At 64.1% G+C, this 19522-nt stretch carries 20 protein-coding genes; 13 read left to right on the forward strand and 7 right to left on the reverse strand.

Translation table 11 applies throughout. The features are described 5' to 3' along the window. The first annotated feature begins 55 nt into the window (after nucleotides 1-55). Nucleotides 56-931: an aminoglycoside phosphotransferase family protein gene (locus NG696_RS14210; RefSeq protein WP_308291976.1), complete on the forward strand. Its 876-nt coding sequence runs from the start codon at nucleotides 56-58 to the stop codon at nucleotides 929-931. Nucleotides 932-1156: 225 nt separating this feature from the next. Beyond that, the gene (locus NG696_RS14215; RefSeq protein ID WP_252568472.1) at nucleotides 1157-1903 is read left to right on the forward strand and encodes an SDR family NAD(P)-dependent oxidoreductase; all 747 of its coding nucleotides are present in this window, start codon (nucleotides 1157-1159) and stop codon (nucleotides 1901-1903) included. A gap of 145 nt (nucleotides 1904-2048) precedes the next feature. Here the strand turns inward: NG696_RS14215 and NG696_RS14220 are convergent, their stop codons facing one another. The 5 genes from NG696_RS14220 to eat form a co-directional block, all read right to left on the reverse strand. Then, on the reverse strand, nucleotides 2049-2828 hold the full coding sequence (locus NG696_RS14220; protein WP_252568471.1) for a 3-oxoacyl-ACP reductase: 780 nt from the start codon (nucleotides 2826-2828) through the stop codon (nucleotides 2049-2051). A gap of 26 nt (nucleotides 2829-2854) precedes the next feature. After that, the gene (locus tag NG696_RS14225; RefSeq protein WP_252568470.1) at nucleotides 2855-4222 is read right to left on the reverse strand and encodes an aldehyde dehydrogenase family protein; all 1368 of its coding nucleotides are present in this window, start codon (nucleotides 4220-4222) and stop codon (nucleotides 2855-2857) included. Then, complete coding sequence (locus NG696_RS14230; protein ID WP_252568469.1) at nucleotides 4203-4964, reverse strand: gamma-glutamyl-gamma-aminobutyrate hydrolase family protein; 762 nt, start codon at nucleotides 4962-4964, stop codon at nucleotides 4203-4205. Before NG696_RS14230 ends, NG696_RS14225 begins: the two co-directional genes overlap by 20 nt. After that, nucleotides 4945-6327 carry a glutamine synthetase family protein gene (locus NG696_RS14235; RefSeq protein WP_252568468.1) on the reverse strand — a complete coding sequence of 461 codons (1383 nt, stop codon included), beginning with the start codon at nucleotides 6325-6327 and terminating at the stop codon, nucleotides 4945-4947. Before NG696_RS14235 ends, NG696_RS14230 begins: the two co-directional genes overlap by 20 nt. A gap of 62 nt (nucleotides 6328-6389) precedes the next feature. After that, nucleotides 6390-7838, reverse strand: coding sequence for an ethanolamine permease (gene eat, locus NG696_RS14240; RefSeq protein ID WP_252568467.1), 1449 nt, complete (start codon nucleotides 7836-7838; stop codon nucleotides 6390-6392). Nucleotides 7839-8033: 195 nt separating this feature from the next. On the opposite strand from eat, the gene NG696_RS14245 reads away from it, so the two are divergent. After that, entirely contained in the window at nucleotides 8034-8795 is a 762-nt protein-coding gene (locus tag NG696_RS14245; protein ID WP_252568466.1) for a FadR/GntR family transcriptional regulator, read from the forward strand. A gap of 97 nt (nucleotides 8796-8892) precedes the next feature. Here the strand turns inward: NG696_RS14245 and NG696_RS14250 are convergent, their stop codons facing one another. Beyond that, nucleotides 8893-9672: a type I restriction enzyme HsdR N-terminal domain-containing protein gene (locus tag NG696_RS14250; RefSeq protein ID WP_252575921.1), complete on the reverse strand. Its 780-nt coding sequence runs from the start codon at nucleotides 9670-9672 to the stop codon at nucleotides 8893-8895. A gap of 649 nt (nucleotides 9673-10321) precedes the next feature. Between NG696_RS14250 and NG696_RS14255 the strand changes: the two genes are divergently transcribed. From NG696_RS14255 to NG696_RS14280, 6 genes are all read left to right on the forward strand, one after another. Beyond that, the gene (locus NG696_RS14255) at nucleotides 10322-10912 is read left to right on the forward strand and encodes a TerD family protein (RefSeq protein ID WP_252568464.1); all 591 of its coding nucleotides are present in this window, start codon (nucleotides 10322-10324) and stop codon (nucleotides 10910-10912) included. A gap of 24 nt (nucleotides 10913-10936) precedes the next feature. Further along, nucleotides 10937-11125 carry a TerD family protein gene (locus tag NG696_RS14260; protein WP_374208695.1) on the forward strand — a complete coding sequence of 63 codons (189 nt, stop codon included), beginning with the start codon at nucleotides 10937-10939 and terminating at the stop codon, nucleotides 11123-11125. Nucleotides 11126-11163: 38 nt separating this feature from the next. Next, on the forward strand, nucleotides 11164-11745 hold the full coding sequence (locus tag NG696_RS14265; protein WP_252568463.1) for a TerD family protein: 582 nt from the start codon (nucleotides 11164-11166) through the stop codon (nucleotides 11743-11745). A 121-nt stretch (nucleotides 11746-11866) separates the two neighbouring features. After that, nucleotides 11867-13060, forward strand: coding sequence for a toxic anion resistance protein (locus NG696_RS14270; RefSeq protein WP_252575923.1), 1194 nt, complete (start codon nucleotides 11867-11869; stop codon nucleotides 13058-13060). Nucleotides 13061-13091: 31 nt separating this feature from the next. Further along, complete coding sequence (locus NG696_RS14275) at nucleotides 13092-13595, forward strand: hypothetical protein (protein WP_252568461.1); 504 nt, start codon at nucleotides 13092-13094, stop codon at nucleotides 13593-13595. Next, nucleotides 13595-14146 carry a TerD family protein gene (locus NG696_RS14280; RefSeq protein ID WP_252575924.1) on the forward strand — a complete coding sequence of 184 codons (552 nt, stop codon included), beginning with the start codon at nucleotides 13595-13597 and terminating at the stop codon, nucleotides 14144-14146. The genes NG696_RS14275 and NG696_RS14280 overlap by 1 nt, the downstream gene beginning before the upstream one ends. On the opposite strand, the gene NG696_RS14285 is transcribed toward NG696_RS14280, so the two are convergent. Then, entirely contained in the window at nucleotides 14143-14583 is a 441-nt protein-coding gene (locus tag NG696_RS14285; RefSeq protein WP_252575925.1) for a hypothetical protein, read from the reverse strand. The two genes, NG696_RS14280 and NG696_RS14285, sit on opposite strands and share 4 nt — an antisense overlap. Between NG696_RS14285 and NG696_RS14290 the strand changes: the two genes are divergently transcribed. The 4 genes from NG696_RS14290 to NG696_RS14305 are packed head-to-tail and all read left to right on the forward strand — an operon-like array spanning nucleotide 14582 to nucleotide 19514. Then, the gene (locus NG696_RS14290; protein ID WP_252575926.1) at nucleotides 14582-14902 is read left to right on the forward strand and encodes an FAD-dependent oxidoreductase; all 321 of its coding nucleotides are present in this window, start codon (nucleotides 14582-14584) and stop codon (nucleotides 14900-14902) included. The two genes, NG696_RS14285 and NG696_RS14290, sit on opposite strands and share 2 nt — an antisense overlap. Nucleotides 14903-14911: 9 nt before the next feature. Continuing rightward, nucleotides 14912-16162 (forward strand): HpcH/HpaI aldolase/citrate lyase family protein, encoded by a 1251-nt coding sequence (locus NG696_RS14295; RefSeq protein WP_252568457.1) that lies wholly within the window; start codon nucleotides 14912-14914, stop codon nucleotides 16160-16162. After that, nucleotides 16159-18708, forward strand: a complete 2550-nt coding sequence (locus NG696_RS14300; protein WP_252568456.1) for a phosphoribosyltransferase domain-containing protein — start codon at nucleotides 16159-16161, stop codon at nucleotides 18706-18708. Before NG696_RS14295 ends, NG696_RS14300 begins: the two co-directional genes overlap by 4 nt. Continuing rightward, complete coding sequence (locus NG696_RS14305; RefSeq protein WP_252568455.1) at nucleotides 18705-19514, forward strand: HAD family hydrolase; 810 nt, start codon at nucleotides 18705-18707, stop codon at nucleotides 19512-19514. Before NG696_RS14300 ends, NG696_RS14305 begins: the two co-directional genes overlap by 4 nt. The last annotated feature ends 8 nt before the right edge of the window (nucleotides 19515-19522 follow it).

The raw sequence follows: 19522 nt of genomic DNA on the forward strand, positions 1-19522 counted from the left end.
AGGGAAGGGCCGGATTGCATTGAGGACAAGGAAGGCGGGTCTCTGAATGGCGGGAATGCCACCAGCCACGGTGGAAGTGGATGACGCCGTCGTCCAGGGACTCGTCCGGGACCAGCGGCCCGACCTTGCGGATCTTGCTCTAGTGCGGGTTGCGAATGGCTGGGACAACGCGACCTTCCGGCTCGGCGATCAGCTGGCCGTCCGGCTGCCGCGCAGGGCGGAGGCCGTGCCGCTGATACTGCATGAGCAGCGATACCTTCCCGACATAGCCCGCCGCTCCGCGGTGGCGGTTCCTGTGCCCGTCCATGCCGGCCGGCCGACGTCGGACTTTCCCTGGCCGTGGAGCATCGTGCGGTGGATCCCTGGCGCAGCCGCGGCCGACGTCGACCCAGCTGAGCGCGGGCCGGCCGCTGAAGGCCTGGCTGAATTCCTCCTGTCGCTCCACGCGCCCGCCGAAACCGGCGTCCCCGTGAATCCTTTCCGCGGCGTGCCGCTGAAAGATCGTGACTCGGCGGTGGTGGAACGGCTCGGGGACCGCGAACGTTACCCTCAGGCAGCAGCACTCGGCGCCGTATGGGCGCAGGCCTGCGCCGCTAATGCCTGGGATGGTCCGGCGATGATGCTCCACGGGGACCTTCACCCGGGCAATATCCTGCTGGCGGACGACGGCTCGCTGGCCGGCATCATCGATTTCGGCGATGTCGGGGCAGGGGACCCGGCCGTCGATCTTGCGGTGGTATGGCTGATGTTCGACGCCGGCGCCCGCCACCGCTTCATCGACGCCTTTGGCCCTGCGTTGGAAGGGGACACCTGGATGAGGGCCCGGGGCTGGGCTCTCATCCTGTCCACCGCCATGCTGAGCAACTCCGACGACAATCCGCGGATGTTCGCCGTAGGCGAGTTCGGGATCAGGCAGGTCCTGGAAGGCTGACTTGGGGAACCTCCACACTGAAGGTAGCGACGGCGGAGGGTCCCGCCGTCGTTATCATCAATGGCGGTGGCGGGGACTATTGACCCCTCAAGAGCGATCCGCAAGCATGAGATATGGCGTGGACGGCCTCGCCGAGGAGATTGAAATGGGAGCGTCCACTTAGCTGAGGGCGGGCGGGAAACGGCGGATAACAACCTGAATTAGTGCGCTGGCCGTGTTGGGCGCATGGCTCCCCGGAGCAATACCAGTGATCCAGGTGGCTCGCCCTTCCGCTACCCGGCGTTTCCGGAGCAGGTCGTTCTGACTGCTTCCGTCTCCGCGGCTGCCGCCATCCAGGCAGCCGTGGATCGGTTCGGCCGGATCGACGTCCTGGTGAACAACGCCGGTAACTTCTACGCCGGGTTCTTCGAGGAAATCACTCCGGCGGACTTCCGGGCACAGATCGAAACCACCATGTTCGGACCCATGAACGTCACCCGCGCGGCCCTGCCTGTCCTGCGCGCCCATCGCTCCGGCCTGGTGGTCACCATCTCCTCCACCGCTGGCCTGGCGGGCGGGGAGTTCCTGTCCGCCTACGCCGCGTCGAAGTTCGGCGTGGAGGGCTGGGCGGAATCGCTGGCCCCCGAGGTGGCACCGTTCGGCATCCGCTCCATGATCGTGGAGCCGGGGTTCTTCCGCACCGAGCTGCTCACGCCGGAATCCACCAGCTACGCGGAAGCCACCATCGGGGACTACGCCGAACGCACCGCGCAGACCGTTGCCGGCTGGAAGGGCATGAACGGCCTGCAGGGCGGGGACCCGGCCAAGCTCGCCGACGCGCTGATCCAGCTGGCCGAACTGGACGAGCCCCCGCCGCGGTTCGCCGTCGGCGCCGACGCCGTGGGCGCCTTCGAGGCCCGGGGCAAGGCCCTCCAGGTCCAGGCCGACGCCCACCGCGAACTCTCCAGCAACGTCGCCCATACCGACGCCTGACAAACGAAAGTGAACGACGGCGGGTGCCTCCCGCCGTCGTTCACTAAGTAATCTGCGACGCCCCCGATCCAGGAGCAAGAGTCGCTAGTCCTCAATGGTCACGCCGCGCCAGAACGCGATCGGGTCCACGCAGAAGGCCTGGCCGTCACTCGGGTGTTACGTAAGCGCCTGCGATGCCGCCATCAACCAGGAAGGTTGACGCGGTGATGAAGGATGAATCGTCGCTGGCGAGGAAGGCCACTGCTGCTGCCAGTTCTTCCGGTTCAGCGAACCTGCCCAAGGGAACGTGGACGAGGCGGCGGGCTGCCTTCTCGGGATCCTTGGCGAAGAGTTCCTTCAGCAGGGGCGTGTTGACGGGTCCCGGGCAGAGTGCGTTGACCCGGATTCCCTGTCGGGCGAATTCGACGCCGAGTTCCCGGCTCATGGCCAGCACTCCGCCCTTGGATGCGCTGTAGGAGATCTGAGAAGTGGCAGCACCCATGACCGCAACGAACGACGCAGTATTGATGATTGAGCCCTTCCCTTGCGCCTGCATGTAAGGGAGGGCGTATTTGCAGCAGTAGAAAACGGAGGTCAGGTTCACTTCCTGGACCCTGCGCCACGCATCGATTCCTGTATCGATGATTGAGGCATCGTCTGCCGGCGAGATTCCGGCGTTGTTGAAGCTGATGTCCACGCTTCCGTACGTTTCATTGGTGACGGCGTAGAGGTTCTTTACTTCCTCTTCGCTGGTGACATCCACCTTCACGTAGAGGCCGCCCACCTCGTCGGCTGCGCGCTGCCCAGCGGTGGGGTCCAGGTCGGCGATGACCACGTGGGCGCCTTCTGCGGCGAAGCGGCGGGCTGTGGCCAGTCCGATGCCGCTGGCGCCGCCGGTGATGACAGCGCTGCGTCCCTTGAGGCGGTTGGAAATTACTTCAATCATTTTTTCTTCCTTTTGTGGTGAGGACGTTATGGATTGGTGGAGATGAACACGTTTTTTGTTTCGGTGAACGCGTTCAGGGCGTCCGGGCCGAGTTCCCGTCCGAGTCCTGACTGCTTGAATCCGCCAAAGGGTGTGGAGTAGCGCACCGAGGAGTGGGAGTTGACTGAAAGGTTTCCCGACTCGAGTCCCCGGGCCATCCTCAGCGCCTGACCGATGTCCCGCGTCCAGATGGATCCGGACAGGCCGTAGATCGAGTCATTCGCCAGGCGGAGTGCGTCGGCTTCGTCCTTGAAGGGAACGACTGCCACGACGGGGCCGAAGATCTCCTCATGCATTACCCTGTCCTCGCGGGAGGGAGTAAGAACGGTGGGGGGGAACCAAAACCCCTTGCCGTCCGGCGCGGATCCCTGGAAAGCCACAGATGAGCCGTCCGGGACGAAGCCGGAGACTGTGCGGTGTTGGGCTGCGGAAATCAGCGGCCCCATGAACGAAGCCTCGTCGCCGGGGTCGCCGACCCGGAGGGCTTTCACTACGGGTTCCAGGAGCTCGAGGAAATTTTCATAGACGCTGTCCTGGACCAGGATTCTGGAGCGGGAGCAGCAGTCCTGCCCGGCGTTGTCAAAAGCGCCTCCGGGTGCTGCTGCAGCAGCGGCTTCGAGGTCCGAATCCGCGAAGATGATGTTGGCGCTCTTGCCGCCCAGTTCCAGGGTCACAGGCTTGACCTGCTCAGCGCAGCCGGCCATGATCCGTTTACCGACGTCGGTTGAACCGGTGAAGACAACTTTCCGCACTGCAGGATGGGTCACGAATCGTTCCCCGACGACTGAGCCCTTGCCCGGGATGATCTGCAGGACTCCTTCGGGCAGGCCTGCCTCCCTTGCCAGCTGTCCGAGCCGGATGGCAGTCATGGGAGTCAGTTCCGCCGGTTTCAGAACGACAGTGTTGCCAGCGGCAAGGGCGGGGGCGAAGCCCCACGCGGCAATGGGCATGGGAAAGTTCCAGGGAACGATTACTCCAACGACCCCGAGGGGTTCGTTGAAGGTGATGTTGACCCCTCCAGCTACTGGAATCTGCTGGCCAAGGTGCCGCTCGGGGGCTGCGGAGTAGTACGTCAGGACATCGCGGACATTCCCGGCTTCCCAGCGGGCATTACCGATGGTGTGCCCGGCGTTGCGTACCTCCAGCTGGGCAAGATTTTCCACGTCGGCGTCTACTGCCGCAGCAAACCTGCGCAGCAGGAGAGCCCGGTCTGCGGGGGCAACATGGCGCCAGGTCTCGAATGCCTGGACGGCTTTTTCGATTGCCCTGTCGGTGTCCTCAAGTGTTGCAAGGGTTATGGTCTCGATTACCTCTTCCGTTGCCGGATTCAGTACGTCAAACGTGCTGGTGGACATTGCCGGGGCTCTCCGTTCGATTTTTGCGGTAGTTGGTTGCAGCCTCAATGAACCCATTGAAAAGCCGGAGGTCGTTGGGATTCTGTTCCGGGTGGAATTGGACCCCTAGTGCCCATCCGCCCGTTGCCGTTTCGAGGGCTTCCACCGTGCCGTCGGCCGCCGCCGCCGTGACGGAAAGGCCGTCAGCGATCCGGTCCATGGCCTGGTGGTGGTAACAGGGTGCGCTGGCCGATGGTCCCAGCAGATGCCGGCTGATGCTGCCCGGCGCCGTCGTGAACTCCACGTTGCCGAATACACCCGGTGCCGGTTGGTAGTCCGCCTCCGGGTTCACATCGGGGATGTGCTGAATCAGCGACCCGCCCATGGCGACATTGAGGATCTGGGCTCCCCGGCAGATGGCGAAAAGGGGGACTTCGGCGTCCAAAGCTGCCTTGGTCAGGGCGATATCGTGCACGTCCCTGGCCGGTTGGGCGCGGGTGAGCCGGTGGGGCTGCGCCCCGTACTGTTCCGGGCCCACGTCGCTGCCTCCGGAGATGATCAGTCCGTCCAGGACCTCCACGATCGATGGGTCAGTGCCGACGGGCGGCAACAGGACAGGAGTGCCGCCGGCAGCGACGACCGCCTGGACGTAGGTTCCCGGCAGAACTGCCGCATCCGCTGTCCAAACGCCCCAGGAAGCGTTCTGAAAGTAGGTTGTCAGCCCGATCCGTGGGCGGTAGCTATCAGAGCCGTTCAAAGACACGCTTGCGCTCCCAGTCCGTTACGGCGCTGTCAAAAGCCTTCAGCTCGACATCCGCTGCGAAGACGTAGTGGTCCACAACTTCATCGCCGAAGGATTTGCGTGCAATCTCGCTGTTGGTCAGCAGCGCACGGGAGTCCCGCAGGTTGGTGGGGATGCGATCCGCGTCGGACTGGTAGGCGTTACCGGTCATGATCGGTTCGAGGGGGAGCTCATTCTCGATACCGTGGATGGCGGCGGCGATAAGCGCGGCGGCAGCGAGATAAGGGTTGACGTCCCCGCCTCCAACGCGGTTTTCCACCCGGAGGCTGGGACCGCGGCCGACGATGCGCAGTGCACAACTGCGGTTGTCCAGCCCCCAGGCGATGGCTGTGGGAGCGAAGCTGCCTTCTACGAAGCGTTTGTAGGAATTGATGTTCGGGGCCACGAAGTAGGCCAGCTCCTTCAGCCCGGCGAGTTGGCCTGCGATGAAGTGCTCCATGACAGGGCTGAAGCCATGCTCGCCGTCCCCGGCCAGGACCGGATTGCCGTCCAGGTCGGTCAAGCTGAAGTGGATATGGCAGGAACTGCCTTCACGTTCGTTGTACTTCGCCATGAACGTAATGCTCTTGCCCTGTTGCGCGGCGATTTCCTTGGCCCCGTTTTTGTAGAAAACGTGGTTGTCGCACGCAGTAAGCGCTTCTGCGTATCGGAACGTGATTTCCTGCTGGCCCAGGTTGCACTCGCCCTTGGAAGATTCAACGACCAGGCCTGCCTTTTCCATGCCCGTTCGAATGCTTCGGATGACCGGTTCCAGCCTTGCCGTGGCCAGGAGGGAGTAGTCCACGTTGTAGCGGGTTGAGGGGGTGAGTCCCTCGTATTTTTTGTCCCATGCTTCTTCGTAGCTGTCGTCAAACATGATGAATTCGAGCTCGGTGCCGATATGGGCGCGGTATCCCAAGGCCTCCAGGCGTTCGATCTGCGCGCGCAGGATCTGGCGTGGGGACTGGGAGACGGGGCGACCGTCCAGCCAGAAGATGTCGCACTGGATCATGGCAGTGCCTTCCAGCCACGGCACCCGGCGCAGGGTGGAGACGTCGGGCCGCATCACCATGTCTCCATAGCCGTTCGCCCACGAGGACATGGAGTACCCGTCAATGGTGTTCATCTCCACATCCACGCTGAGTAGGTAGTTGCAGCCTTCGGCCCCGTGCCCGAGCACGTCTTCGAGGAAAGACCTTGCCCCGCAGCGTTTACCCTGAAGGCGTCCCATCGAATCGGTGATGGCAACAACAACGGTGTCGATGTCACCGGAGGCGACCAGGTCCCGCAGTTCATCGACGCCGAGTTGGCCTTGGGAGGATGTTCCGGTTGTTTGATTCGTCATTTGATTTCCGTAACTTTGATCGTATTTATGAGGGAGAGGTTTGGACCGTGACGGGACGCGTGTCAGCTTTTGAGTTCGGCCTCGGCTGCGGCCAACTGCGCGAATTCCTCTTCGGGAGCGCCTGCAACGATGCGGTGCCGGCTGTAGAACCAGTAGTAGAGGAGCGCCGCGCCGAAGATTGCAGCTGTTATGGATGCGGCGAATACGTCGACCACAAATGTTGCGACGACCGCGACCGCAGCAAGAACCAGCGCGATTGAGGTGGTGGCGACCCCGCCGGGTGTCCGGTAACCGCGGGGCAGGTCCGGTTCCTTCCTCCTCAGCACAATGTGCGAGAGGTTCAGGAGGACATAGGAGACTGTTGCACCAAAGACGGCGATGTTGATCAGGAGTGCGCCGTCACCGGTTACTGCTGCCAGCAAAAAGCCGATTGAGCCAGGGACGATCAGTGCCCAGTAAGGGGTCCGCCGTTTGCCTGTCAGGGACAGCCATTTGGGAAGATACCCTGCCCGGGACAGCGCGAAGAGCTGGCGGGAATAGGCATAAATGATGGAGAAGAAGCTGGCTACGAGCCCTGCGAGGCCAGCATAGTTGACGAAGTCTGCCAGGAAAGTGTTGCCACCGTACGCCAGGCGCAGGGCCTCCGGGAGGGGGTTATCGGATTCACTCATTGCCGCTGACCCTGCGGCGCCCGGAACGAGTACGAGCATCAGGGCCCCAAAGACGACCAGGATCACAACAGCGACCATGATGCCCCGCGGCATGTCCTTCTTCGGATTGGCCGTCTCCTCAGCGGCCAGGGGAACCCCTTCGACTGCAAGGAAGAACCAGATGCCATACACGAGTGCACCGACGGCGCCGCTGATTCCCATCGGGAGAAAAGCGCTCGAGGTGGGCGAGCCGTCAGGGACTATGTCAAAGAGGTTCTGGGCGTTGAAATGTGGGATCAGGCCCACGACGACGGCGGCCAAGGCGACGACGGCGACTGCGGTGATGCCGAAGATCATCTTCAGAGCCTCTCCCACTCCGCGGAGATGGATGCCCACAAAAACAGCGTAGGTCACCAGATACACCGGCCAAGAGTTGGTCAGGCCAAAGAGTCCCAGCGCTTCAACGTAGCCGCCAATGAAGATGGCTATCGCAGCCGGCGCAACGGCGTATTCAATGAGCACGGCCATTCCGGTGGCGAATCCGCCCAAGGGGCCCAGTGCGCGACGGGCGAAGCCATATCCGGCGCCTGTGGCAGGAAGCGCCGAGGACAGCTCGGCGAGTCCGAAAGCCATGCAGGTGTACATGACGCCCATAAGAACAAATGCGATGAGGAGACCGCCCCAGCCGCCTTGGGCGAGGCCGAGGTTCCACCCTGCGAAGTCGCCGGAGATGACATAAGCAACTCCGAGTCCGGCAAGCAGGATCCACCCCGCGGCCCCGCGTTTCAGTTGCCGGTGCTGGAGATATCGCTTGTCGTCGGTAAGCTGGGCTGAATCAGAGGATGCCACTGTAGTTCCCATCGTCCAAGGGTATTGGTATGAAATAAGACCATAAGCTCGTTACAGTGTGTGCCAGATCACGAGCACGGTCAAGGGGTTCCTTGATCTCGGCCAACTTTTCCCCGGTTCAGCTGTGCTTCCGGCCGGTGCGGCGGTTTTCCCGCTTCAATGGGCCCTCTGCCATAGGCCTGTTTTTGGACCGATTAGGATAAGCGTATGGAAGAGGAACTGCTCGGAAGCCCCGCCCCGATTCTCCGCCCTGTCCGGCACGGCAACGCCTTCGAGGAGACCATCGAACGCTTGCTCCAGAACATCAAACTCGGTCTGTTCGGTGTAGGGACCAAGCTGCCAGCTGAGCGGGAACTTGCAGAGATGCTGGGCGTATCGCGCGCCACCCTGCGGGATGCCCTGGCCGAGCTGCAGAAGGCCGGATACGTTGAAGTTCAGCGCGGCCGCTATGGAGGAACGTACGTGTGCAGCCGCCCCCCTGCAGGTTCGGGGTCCTACCCGGAACTCGATCCGGCCGAGGTAGACGACGTCCTAACCTTTCGCGGCGTACTCGAGCCGGCGGCCGCATCCTTGGCGGCCAGGGCGACGTTATCACCTGCCCAGCGCGGTCACCTGCTAAGGACTTTGGCCGAGGTGGCCAGTGCACCTGCGAATCTGTACCGGCCGAAGGACGCAAGGTTCCATGTGGCGATCGCAGAAGTGGCAGGATCGCCAAGCCTTGCAGTCGCGGTGGCGGATGTCCGCTCAAAGGTAAGTGACCTGCTGGACCGGATACCTCTTATCCAACCCAACCTGGAACATTCCAACCGGCAGCACCAGGAAATCGTGGACGCCATACTCCGGGGCGACGATGAGGCAGCCTTCAAGGCGGCGCAAGATCATCTGCAGGGAACAGCGTCGCTGCTACATGGATTCCTCGGATCTTCCCAGCCTGAAGTTTCTCCGCGGCCGACTGCACCACAGCGTTGAGTTGACAGGCCTTCCCCGCTGACCGCGACACCGCAGCGCTGGGGGAGTGGCACCCACCGCGAGCGGACGATGGCGAGAGATCCCGCCGTCGTCCGCTCTACCTGTTGCGAAGCTTAGGGTCAACTATCTCTGTCCGGATCACTGCCGCCAGCGTCTGGACCGTTGTGGTGATTCCGGTATTCCGCTTGATTTCCTTTCGGATGATGTCCAGCACCGAGTCGGACAGGATGACGTCCAGCAGCGCATCCGGCGATGTTGCCGCGCGGTGCTTCCACAGCTCATCGATCCGACGGCGCTTCAGCGCCTCCCGGTGGAGGAAGAACATCTTGTCCGCTTTTGCCTCCAGCGATTCAGGGCCGAGGAGGTCAACCTCGAACGCGAGATTCAAAATCACGGGGAGCCCACCGGTCAGGTGGTAGGCCTGCCAAACCTGGCCGTTGGTGAGGATCATCCATTCCACACCCTCGTTGACCGCATACATTTGGACCTGGCGAAGGTGGCGCTCATTGAGTTTCTGGCTCACCCGCTTGACCTCTATGAAGGCAATCAGCTGCTTGTCAATTCTGACGCCGTAGTCCGCGAAATCCTGCCTGACCATGTATTCGGTGGTCAGGTCGCGGAATTTGTCATAGCCCAAACCCTCGCAGAGCATGTCCGTAATCAAAAGGCGGGTGTCGCCCTCATTGGCATCACGGGTGAGGAGATCGTGGAGTGGTTTGGTGAATCGCTGAACGGCGTCTTTAACCTGCTCATGGGCCTCGGACTCCCACTTCGGTCCCTTGGCAATTGGGGGAGCGGGTTTGATCTCCGCGATGACTGTGACGGCTTCGACGGCGTGGCTGTTTCCGTGTTCCGTGTCCGGGGAAACGACCGCCACGAGGCTTAATTCCATCGCCGGCGGCGCTGGCGCGTCGGCTGAATTTTCGTCGGGTGGAACGACTTGGAGAGCGTGGGCCGCACGCACGGGCCGCGACAATTCGTCGGGGAGCTGGACATGTGGGTCCACAACACCAAAAGCCGCCTGTTTCAACAGCCACTGGATTGTCGGCAACCATGGCTGGACGGCCTCCCTGCTCACACCCGGGGCATCAACGGTCCTCGCCGCGGAGATGGCCTCCAGATCGGCGATGCGCGGAACAAGGTGACCCTGCCCAGCTGCTTCAGTCGCCCACTGAGACAGCACCTGCAGACGCGCCTGATACTTGATGTCTGTCATTTTTCCCCCATTTGAATTCAATCCCTACTGGAAATTGACTTCGTGTGAATGCCTTCCGGCAAGAGCCGTCCTGCTTTTGAGATTCGCCAATTAGACGAGACCATACACGGCCGCCTTGTCCGGCTCCGCCCGCGCCACGGCTTCGCCATCACCTCGATTCCGGCTAGGATCGCTCTCGAACCCGCCTGATCGGCATGGTCCGCGTCCTCGCCCCCACTAACTTCACATGTACGCACGGAACTAGCGCACGGCCGGAGTCGTTGGGACCTGAGAACTCGAGTATTCAAACTAGCTGGAGGTTGAGAAAATTATGGGATTGAGCTTGCAGAAGGGCCAGTCGCTGTCGCTGACCAAAAAAGACGGCGGATCGCTCACTAAGACCAAGATGGGGCTGGGCTGGGACTCGGCGGCCCCGGTCAAGAAGGGCTTTTTCGGAAAGGCCAAGTCGGTGGAGGTCGACCTCGATGCGTCGGCCATTTTCTTCGACGCGGCTGGCAAGTCGCTGGATCAGGTCTGGTACAACCAGCTGCAGAGCAAAGACGGCTCCACGCGTCATACCGGGGACAACCTGACGGGCGACGGCGACGGCGATGACGAGACCATCCTGGTCAATTTGGAGCTCGTCTCCCCGGCAGTGGCACACATCGTCTTCGTCATCAGCAGCTACACCGGCCAGACCTTCGACCAGGTGCAGAATGCCTTCTGCCGGCTGGTGGACGACTCCACGCCAGGAAGCCCGGAAATTGCCAAGTACCAGCTGACCGACTCGGGGACCCATTCGGCCATGATCATGTCCAAAGTATCCCGTGACGGCGCGGGCTGGACCTTTAAGGCCATCGGGGAGCGGGCCCAGGGCCGCTCGGTCGCGGATCTGATCGCACCAGCTGCCGCCGTCCTCTAGTCGTTCGAGGCTCCCTTCTGCCGTGTGCTGAACCAGGACACGGATCAGGAAGTGGTCCGCTACGATTTGAGCGAGGACGCGGCACCTGAAACGTCGATGATTTGCGCCGAGATTTACCGCAACCGTGCCGAATGGAAGTTCCGGGCGGTTGGCCAAGGCTATGCCACGGGCCTCCACGGCATCGCCACCGATTTCGGCATTTCGCTGGACTAGTTCGCAAGATCGATTCAACACGAAGGAATGGTAAAAACATGGCAGGACTAACCCTTACCAAAGGCAGCAATCTGTCCCTGACGAAGAGCGCACCAGGCCTGACGAAGGCTGTGGTCGGGCTGGGCTGGGACCCGCGTACGACGACGGGAGAACCTTTCGACCTCGACGCCTCCGCCCTCCTGGTGGCGGCCGACGGCAAGGTCCGGTCCTCCGCGGACTTCATTTTCTACAACCAGCCCGCTGCCGCGGACGGCTCCGTCAGCCACCTGGGGGATAACCGGTCCGGCGAAGGCGCCGGCGACGACGAACAGATTCTGATCGATCTCTCCCTGGTTGCTGCCGACGTCGAGCGTGTTGTCATCGTGGTCTCCATCGACCAGGGTGAAACGCGCGGCCAGAACTTCGGCCAGGTGCGCAGCGCCTACTGCCGGGTGGTCAACCAGATCGATGAGAAGGAAATCGTCCGCTACGACCTGAGCGAGGACGCGGCGCCCGAAACGTCGATGATTTTCGCCGAGGTCTACCGCAACAACGGGGACTGGAAGTTCAAGGCCGTCGGACAGGGATACGCCACCGGACTCGCCGGCATCGCCAAGGACTTCGGCGTCGACCTTAGCTGATTAGTGTCCCGGACTGATTAGAGTCCGGACTGACTACTTCGGCTCCGCATCGTTTCCACCTGAGGTGGTGTCCCGGCCAATCGAAACCGGGACACCACCGACCTCTTGAAAAGGCAGCATCATGAATTCTCCGTTGACTCCCCCCGACGCCGCAGAGGCTTCATTGGTGCTTCAGGCTCCGGACGCCCCTGCCATAGTTCAGCCCGAAGACGCTCCCGGCATGGTGCCGGTCCCCGACGAACGACGGGCCGAGATCAATAGGCAGGCCAGGGAGTTCGTGGCCGGTCTGGCCCAACTGGACGCGCGCAGCCCGGAGTTCTCCGCGCAGGTCGATGGCATCAATAAGATCGGCAGCGCCGAGATCACAGCGTCCAGCAACTCCTCCAGCAGGCTGCTGGAGCGTTCCTCGACGTCCATTGCCAGCGCCAAGAAGTCCGGGAACAGCGCTCAGGTTGCGGTCGCCAACACCCTGGGTGAGCTGCGGAGCACGGTGGAGGAGCTCACTCCCAACCAGGCCAACATGAGCGTTGGCAAGAAGATCCTGGGCTTCATCCCCGGCGGCAACAAGCTGGCCAAGTACTTCCAGAAGTACGAGTCGGCGCAGACCCAGCTGAACCAGATCATCAAGGCCCTGATGACGGGCCAGGACGAGCTGCTCAAGGACAATGCCAGCCTGGCCAACGAAAAAGTCCAGCTCTGGGAAACGATGCAGGCGTTGAGCGAATATGCCGTCTTCGCCAAGGCACTGGATGCCGCCTGCATGGAGAAGATCGACTCCACCCGCGCCGCCGGGCAGATTACCGAGGCGCAAAAGATGGAGGCGGACGTCCTGTTCCCCGTGCGTCAGCGCCACCAGGACATCCTGACCCAGCTCGCCGTCTCGGTGCAGGGGTACCTGGCGATGGACCTGATCCGCAAGAACAACGTTGAACTGATCAAGGGTGTGGAGCGGGCGCGGACCACCACCATCTCGGCCCTGCGTACGGCGGTGATCGTGGCCCAGGCCCTGGCCAACCAGAAGATGGTCCTGGACCAGATCGACGCCGTCAATACCACCACCAACAACATGATCTTGAGCACCAGCGAAATGCTCAAGGACCAGACTTCCCGAATCCACCAGCAGGCGTCCAGCTCCGGGGTCAGCGTGGAGACGCTGCAGAAGGCCTTCGACAATGTGTTCGCCACGATGGATGCCATCGACACCTTCCGGTCGGAGGCGGCCAAGAACATGGAGAGCACCGTCGGGGCCCTCGAAGCCAGCGTGCTGAAGGCCAAGCCGTACCTGGAACGCGCGCGGCAGGGCAAGACAGACTAAGTGACGGCAGAAAGCAGCAGGCGGTAACGCAGTGATTGGTAAGTTCATCGGCTCCCTGTTCGGCGGCGCCCCCGTGCCGGGCATCACCGAACAGGCTCCCGAGCCAACGGCCGACGCCGAGATGGCGCAGACCGCCGGATCCCTGGACAACCTGCGCAGCGCCATCCGGCGGGCCGGCGCTGAGCTGCCGACGTCGGTGTCCTCGCAGTTGCGCCAAATCGACGATGTGCTCCGCCCGCTGGTGAGCCATATGGTCGAGCAGGGGGCTTCGATGGAGCAGCAGGTGCTGTTGAATTCCATCGTCTGCAGCTACATCCCGGATCCCCTGCGCACTTATCTGGCGCTCCCGGACAGTGCCAGGACTGAGGAATCCGGGCCGACGCGGCTGCTGGCGGAACAGTTCGCCACGCTCGAGGAAATAGCTCGTGACCTGGCCAACCAGGTGCGGATCGGTGCCATTGCCGAGCTGTCCACCCACGGCCGGTTCCTCGAGGATAAGTTCGCGCCGTCCAGCCTTCGTCTGGAAGGCCGCTGATGGGCAATCTTGTGGCCGGGGCCAACGCCGCGCTGACGGCCGAGAACCCGGGACTGAGCAAGATCCTGGTCGGCTTGGGCTGGCAGTCCATTCCCAGCCGGGGGCCCCAGTCCGAGCTGGTTCCGCTGGCGATCATGTGCGACGCCGGCGGCCGTGCCGTCTCGAACGATCACCTGGTGTTTTTCAACCAGATCGCCAGCCCGGAGGGCTCGGTGGCCTTCGCCGGCACCGAGGACCAGGAGCAGATCGACGTCGACCTGTCCCTGGTGCCGGCCGGCGTCGCCAAGATTACGTTCATTGTCTACGTGGACCCCGATCTCCGCGGGCCAGGCACCTTCTCCGCCATCCGCAACCAGTACATCCGGGTGGCTACCGCACAGAATCAGGAGCTCGTGCGCTTCGATATTCCCCAGTCCCCGCAGGACAACATCACCGCCATGATGTTCGGCGAACTGTACCGCCACCGCGAAGACTGGAAGTTCCGGGCCCTGGGCCAGGGCTACACGACTGGCCTGCGCGGCGTGGCAGCCGACTTCCGGTTCGATGTCTAGGCGATGGCACTGAACAGGTCCAGCACCCGCACGGACATCACGTACCTCAGCCGCCGGGTCAAGCCGGCCGCCCGCGCTGAAACATCCGCCCCGGCAACAGCGCCGCCGTCGTCTCCGGTGTCCCCTGCGGCCGTGACGTCGCTGTCCCTAAGCCGATCGTCCGCGCCCACATCGCCAGCACCAGCCACGTCAGCGGCGACCCCATGGGCCGGAGCCCGGCCTGCAGCCGAGACCCGGCCCACCAGGCTCTTTCCGGCTCCCGGGATCGGCGAGACGAGGCTGCTCAACGCCCAGACACCGATGATCCGCCTCGACCGGCGCCAGTCGGCGATTGGCAGCCTGCTGGTGACGGGGGCAACCTCGGCGGCATGGGAAAGCCCAGAACGCGTGACCGGGGCAATGACCGTGGACGGCGCCGTCTCCGGCACTTCCATCATGTGCTCGGGAAACCGCCCGCTTGTGGGCTACATGGACGGGACCGCCGTCGTGGCACTTCGGCATATCCGCGAGCTGCGCCGGGCGCTTTTTATCGGACAGCCTTCGGCCCCGCTGACCGTGGAGATCTTCGACGGCGGCACCGGGACGCTGCCCGCGGCCAGCGGGGAGCTCAGATACATCCTGTCCCTGACCGCGATCGATGGAGTCATCGAGCTGCGCGCCGAACCGGTGCCGGCCCGCGCCGACGCCGCCGAGCTCTGGCAGGAATTCGGCTTTTCCATGACCACCAACGCTGCCGCCCGTCGGCAGGGACACTGACGGGACGGCATGCGCCATTTCAGTTTTCTTAGCGACGAGAATGCCTCGCGCCTTTTCCACATCGCTCCGCAGGAGCTGAGCCTGGGCTCGGCGCCAGCGGTGCTGGCCGTGGCCTTGGGCGCCACGCTCTACACTCCGGCGGACCGCCCGAACCTGGCTCAGGATATCCGCAAACAGGCTGCCCGCGGCTGCCTGAGCATGGTGATCTGCCTCGAGGATTCCATCGCCGATGATGCGGTGGACTCTGCAGAGACCAACGTCGTGAACACGCTGACCCGGCTGCATGCCGGTTCCGCCGGGCCGCGCCGCGGGAGCGGCATCGGCAGCGACGACGACAGGAGTGGCGACAGCGGCAGCGACGCTGTCGGCGCCTTCCACTCCGACGAGGGGCCGTTGCTGTTTCTCCGGGTCCGCACGCCGGAACAGATGCTGAGCCTGGCCAGCCGCTGCGGTAAGGCACTGGACCTGCTGGTGGGCTTTGTCATTCCGAAGTTCGAGAATGAGACCGGCCAGGCCCAGCGGTTCCTGGATGCCCTGCATACCATCAACGATTCACGCGGGGGCGGCCGCAGGCTGCGGATCATGCCCATCATGGAATCTCCGCTCGTGATCCACGGCGAGACCCGGGCCAGGACTTTGTCCGGTATCTGCGACGTGCTGCAAGCCAACAAGGAGGATGTCCTGGCCGTCCGCGTGGGCGCCACGGACATGTCCAGTGCTTTCGGCCTGCGCCGCTCCCGGGACCTGACCATCTATGACGTCAAGGTGGTCGCCTCCGTGATCGGGGACATCGTGAATATGCTGGGCCGGCCGGACAACGGATTCGTGATCTCCGGCCCGGTCTGGGAGCACTACAGCAACAGCGAGCGGGTGCTGCGCCCCCTGCTGCGGCGCACTCCCTTCGCCGACGCAAATGAGATGCCGCTGCGCGATCGGATTCTGACGGCCAACCTCGACGGGCTGATCCGCGAAATCGAACTGGACCTGGCCAACGGGCTGCTGGGCAAGACGGTCATCCACCCCACCCATGTCCCGCTGGTCCATGCCATGTGCGTCGTCAGCCACGAGGAATACGTGGACGCGCTGGAGATCGCCGGCAAGAACGGCGGCGGCGCCTCGGCCTCGCCGTACGGCAACAAGATGAATGAGATGAAGCCCCATCAGGCCTGGGCCGGCCAGACGCTGCTGCGTGCCGCAGCGTTTGGTGTTGCCGCCGAGAACATCACTTACGTTGACCTTCTGGAAGCGAGCATGAATTGAGCCAGGACATCTGGACCGGCGGTTTTGTGCGGGACGCCCTCGGCGTCGGCATCACGACGGACCACTCCGCGAGCCTGCTGCCGGTCGAGGACCTCGTGGGACTGGCACTGCGCCGCAACCCCAAGCGGGCCCACCTGCTGGTGTCCCGGGTGCTCGGCAAACACGTCCCCTCTGAACCCGGGCTGGTCATAGCCGCCGGTGAGTTGCTGGGAGTGCTCGTCGGCGAGGCTCTGTCCGATACCCCGGAATCCGTATCCGTCACTCCGACCATTGCGGCCGGGCTCGCCGCGCTCCTGCGCGGGGAAACGCACGACGGCGGCCGGCGGGCCGCGTTGCAGAGCCTCCGTCTGCAGCTCGCCGGGTTGAAGACCCGCAACCCGCAGATCATTACCATCGGCTACGCGGAGACGGCCACCGGCCTGGGACGGCTTGTGGCTGACACGATCGGCTCGTATTACATCCATTCCTCCCGGCACGCCCCGGCGGGCGCCGCCGCCTACGGGTCCTTCGAGGAATCACATTCGCACGCCACCTCACACCGGCTGCTCCCCACGGATCCGCGGCGCCTGAACGCCCCTGAACCGGTGGTGCTGGTCGACGACGAACTCAGCACCGGGGCCACGATCATCAACACCATCACCGAACTCCACGCCTTGGCTCCCCATCCCAGCTACACGGTGGCTGCGCTCGTGGACCTGCGGACACCGGGGGACCGGGCCCGGTTCGACGAACTCGCGGAGCGGCTCGGGACCCGCATCCGGGTGGTGGCTCTGGGCACGGGGCAGATCACCCTGGGCGCGGACATTCTCCAGCGTGCCGATGAGGTGGTGGCCGCACTGCCGCAGGCGCCGGCAACCCCGGATTGGGCACCCGGAACGGTGACCTTCCTCAGGCCCGGGACGGTCGGCGCAGCTGTCCGCAGCGACCGGTTCGGCAACGGCGGTTCCCCCGCCGCGGCTACGCTGGCCGACGTCGGGGAGTCGATCCACCGGGCCCTTCCGCAGGCGGCCGGCGCGGAGTCCGTGCTGGTCCTGGGCAGCGAGGAGTTCATCCACGTGCCCCTGGCCGTGGCCGATGCACTGGACCGGCTGAATCCGGACCGCGGCGTCCGGTTCTCCACTACCACCCGATCCCCGATCGTCGCCCTGGACCGCCCGGATTACGCCATCACGGGCACGGTGCGGTTCGCCAGCCATGACGTCACCGTGGACGGCCCCGGTGTGCGCTTCGCCCACAATGTTTCCTCCGTCGGCCGCAGATTCGGCACGATCGTCCTGATGCCCGAACCCGGGACCCCCGCGGAGGTCCTCTCGGGTCCCGGCAGCGTGACGGAGGCGCTTGTCGCCGTGTGCAGCGCGGTCGTGGTCGTCCTCCTGCCCGCCTCACCCGTCCTCCCGGCGCCGCTGGCCGGACCGGCGTTCGGTTCCTACGCACCGGAGGAAGTCACCTGGTTGCTCCAGGACATCGGTGATGCCGCGCTGGAAGCGCCCGCGGCCGATCGTGAAGCCGCGATGCAATCGGGCGGGGCGAGCTATGCAGAGTCCCTGCCGATCGAATATTCGCCCTCGCAGCAGTACCAGCAGCTGTACCGGGACGCCTTGAAACGCTCCGCCGCGCGCGTCGCGCAGGCCGTGGGCACCGTGACCGAGATGGCGCTGGCCGCGCGCCGGAACCGGCCTGTGTTGGTTTCCCTGGCCAGGGCCGGCACACCGGTCGGCATCCTGATGCGCCGCTGGGCCCAGCAGATCCACGGCATCGACCTTCCCCACTACACGATGAGCATCGTGCGCGGCGTCGGGCCGGACCAGACGGCCCTGCGATACCTGGCCGCCCACCATGACCCGGAGCAGATCCTCTTTGTGGACGGCTGGACCGGAAAGGGCGCGATCACCCGCGAGCTCTCGGCCGGCCTCGACCGCTTCGCCGAAACCGGCGGTGTTGCCTTCCCCAAGGACCTCGCCGTGCTCGCCGATCCCGGGCACTGCGCCGCCATGTACGGCACGCGCGAGGACTACCTCATACCCTCCGCCTGCCTGAACTCGACGGTGTCCGGGCTCGTGTCCCGCACGGTCTTCAACACGGAGTTCATCGGCCCCGACGACTTCCACGGGGCCAAGTTTTACCACCAGCTGCGCGGTGACGACGTCTCGCGGGAGTTCTTGGCCGCCGTCTCTGGCCATTTCCCAACCGTCGAATCGTTCGCCCGGGCAGAAGCCGGGGCGCTGCTGGCCGCGGACCGGACGCCCACCTGGGCCGGCAGGCTCGCCGTGGAAAGCCTCGGCCGGGAACACGGGATCGACGACCTGAACCTCATCAAACCCGGAGTCGGCGAGACAACACGCGTGCTGCTGCGCAGGGTGCCGTGGAAGATCCTGGTGCGTCCTGATGCCGCGCCCGAGATAGCCCACATCCTGCTGCTGGCTCAGCAGCGCGATGTACCGGTGCTGGAGGTGCCGCACCTGCCCTTCAGCTGCGTGGGGCTCATCGATCCGACGTTCAGCGGGGTATCCGGCGCTGATGGAGTCACTGCGGCGGCCGCCCTGTGAATTCCGTCCTGCTGGCCTCGGACCTTGACCGGACCCTCATCTACTCCGCGAAGGCCTTCTTTCTGGACGTCCCCGACCACCTGGCACCGGACATGGTGGTTGCGGAGCTCCACGAGGGGGTGCCGATCTCGTTTATGACCCGCACCGCCGAGCGGCTGCTGCTCGAACTGACCCGGACAACCATCTTCGTCCCAGTGACCACCCGGACCGAGGCCCAGTACCGGCGGGTCCGGCTGCCCGGTGCCGTGCCTGAATACGCGGTCACCACCAACGGCGGTGTCCTGCTCAAGAACGGCGAGCCGGACATCGAGTGGCAGACCACAGTCGGGCAACGGGTCTCGGAGGGCTCGGCGCCGCTGGCCGTCATCGAGGAATTTTTGTCCCGGGAGGCCTACCGGTCCTGGATTCTCCGGCTGCGCCAGGCCGAAGAGCTCTTCCTCTACGCCATCGTGGACCGGGAGCTCATGCCCGCGGAATTCGTGCGGGAGCTGGACGCATGGTGTGCCTCGCTCGGCTGGACGGTGTCCGTCCAGGGCCGCAAGCTCTACTGTGTGCCGCACGCGGTGACGAAGAACAGCGCCGTCGCAGAAGTCGCCCGGCGGACTGGGGCCTCCCGGGTGATCGCCGCCGGGGATTCGCTGCTGGACGGGCCGATGCTGGCCGAAGCTGACGTCGCCTTCCGTCCCTCCCACGGAGAACTCGCCGACGTCGACTTCCGCAGGGATCACCTGCGCGTCACCGATGCCCGCGGCATCCTGGCAGGCGAAGAAATCTCCCGACGCATACATGCGCTGGTCCAGCGCTGAGCACACGT

It is taken from the genome of Pseudarthrobacter cellobiosi (assembly GCF_023913755.1).
GTDB classification, from domain to species: domain Bacteria; phylum Actinomycetota; class Actinomycetes; order Actinomycetales; family Micrococcaceae; genus Arthrobacter; species Arthrobacter cellobiosi.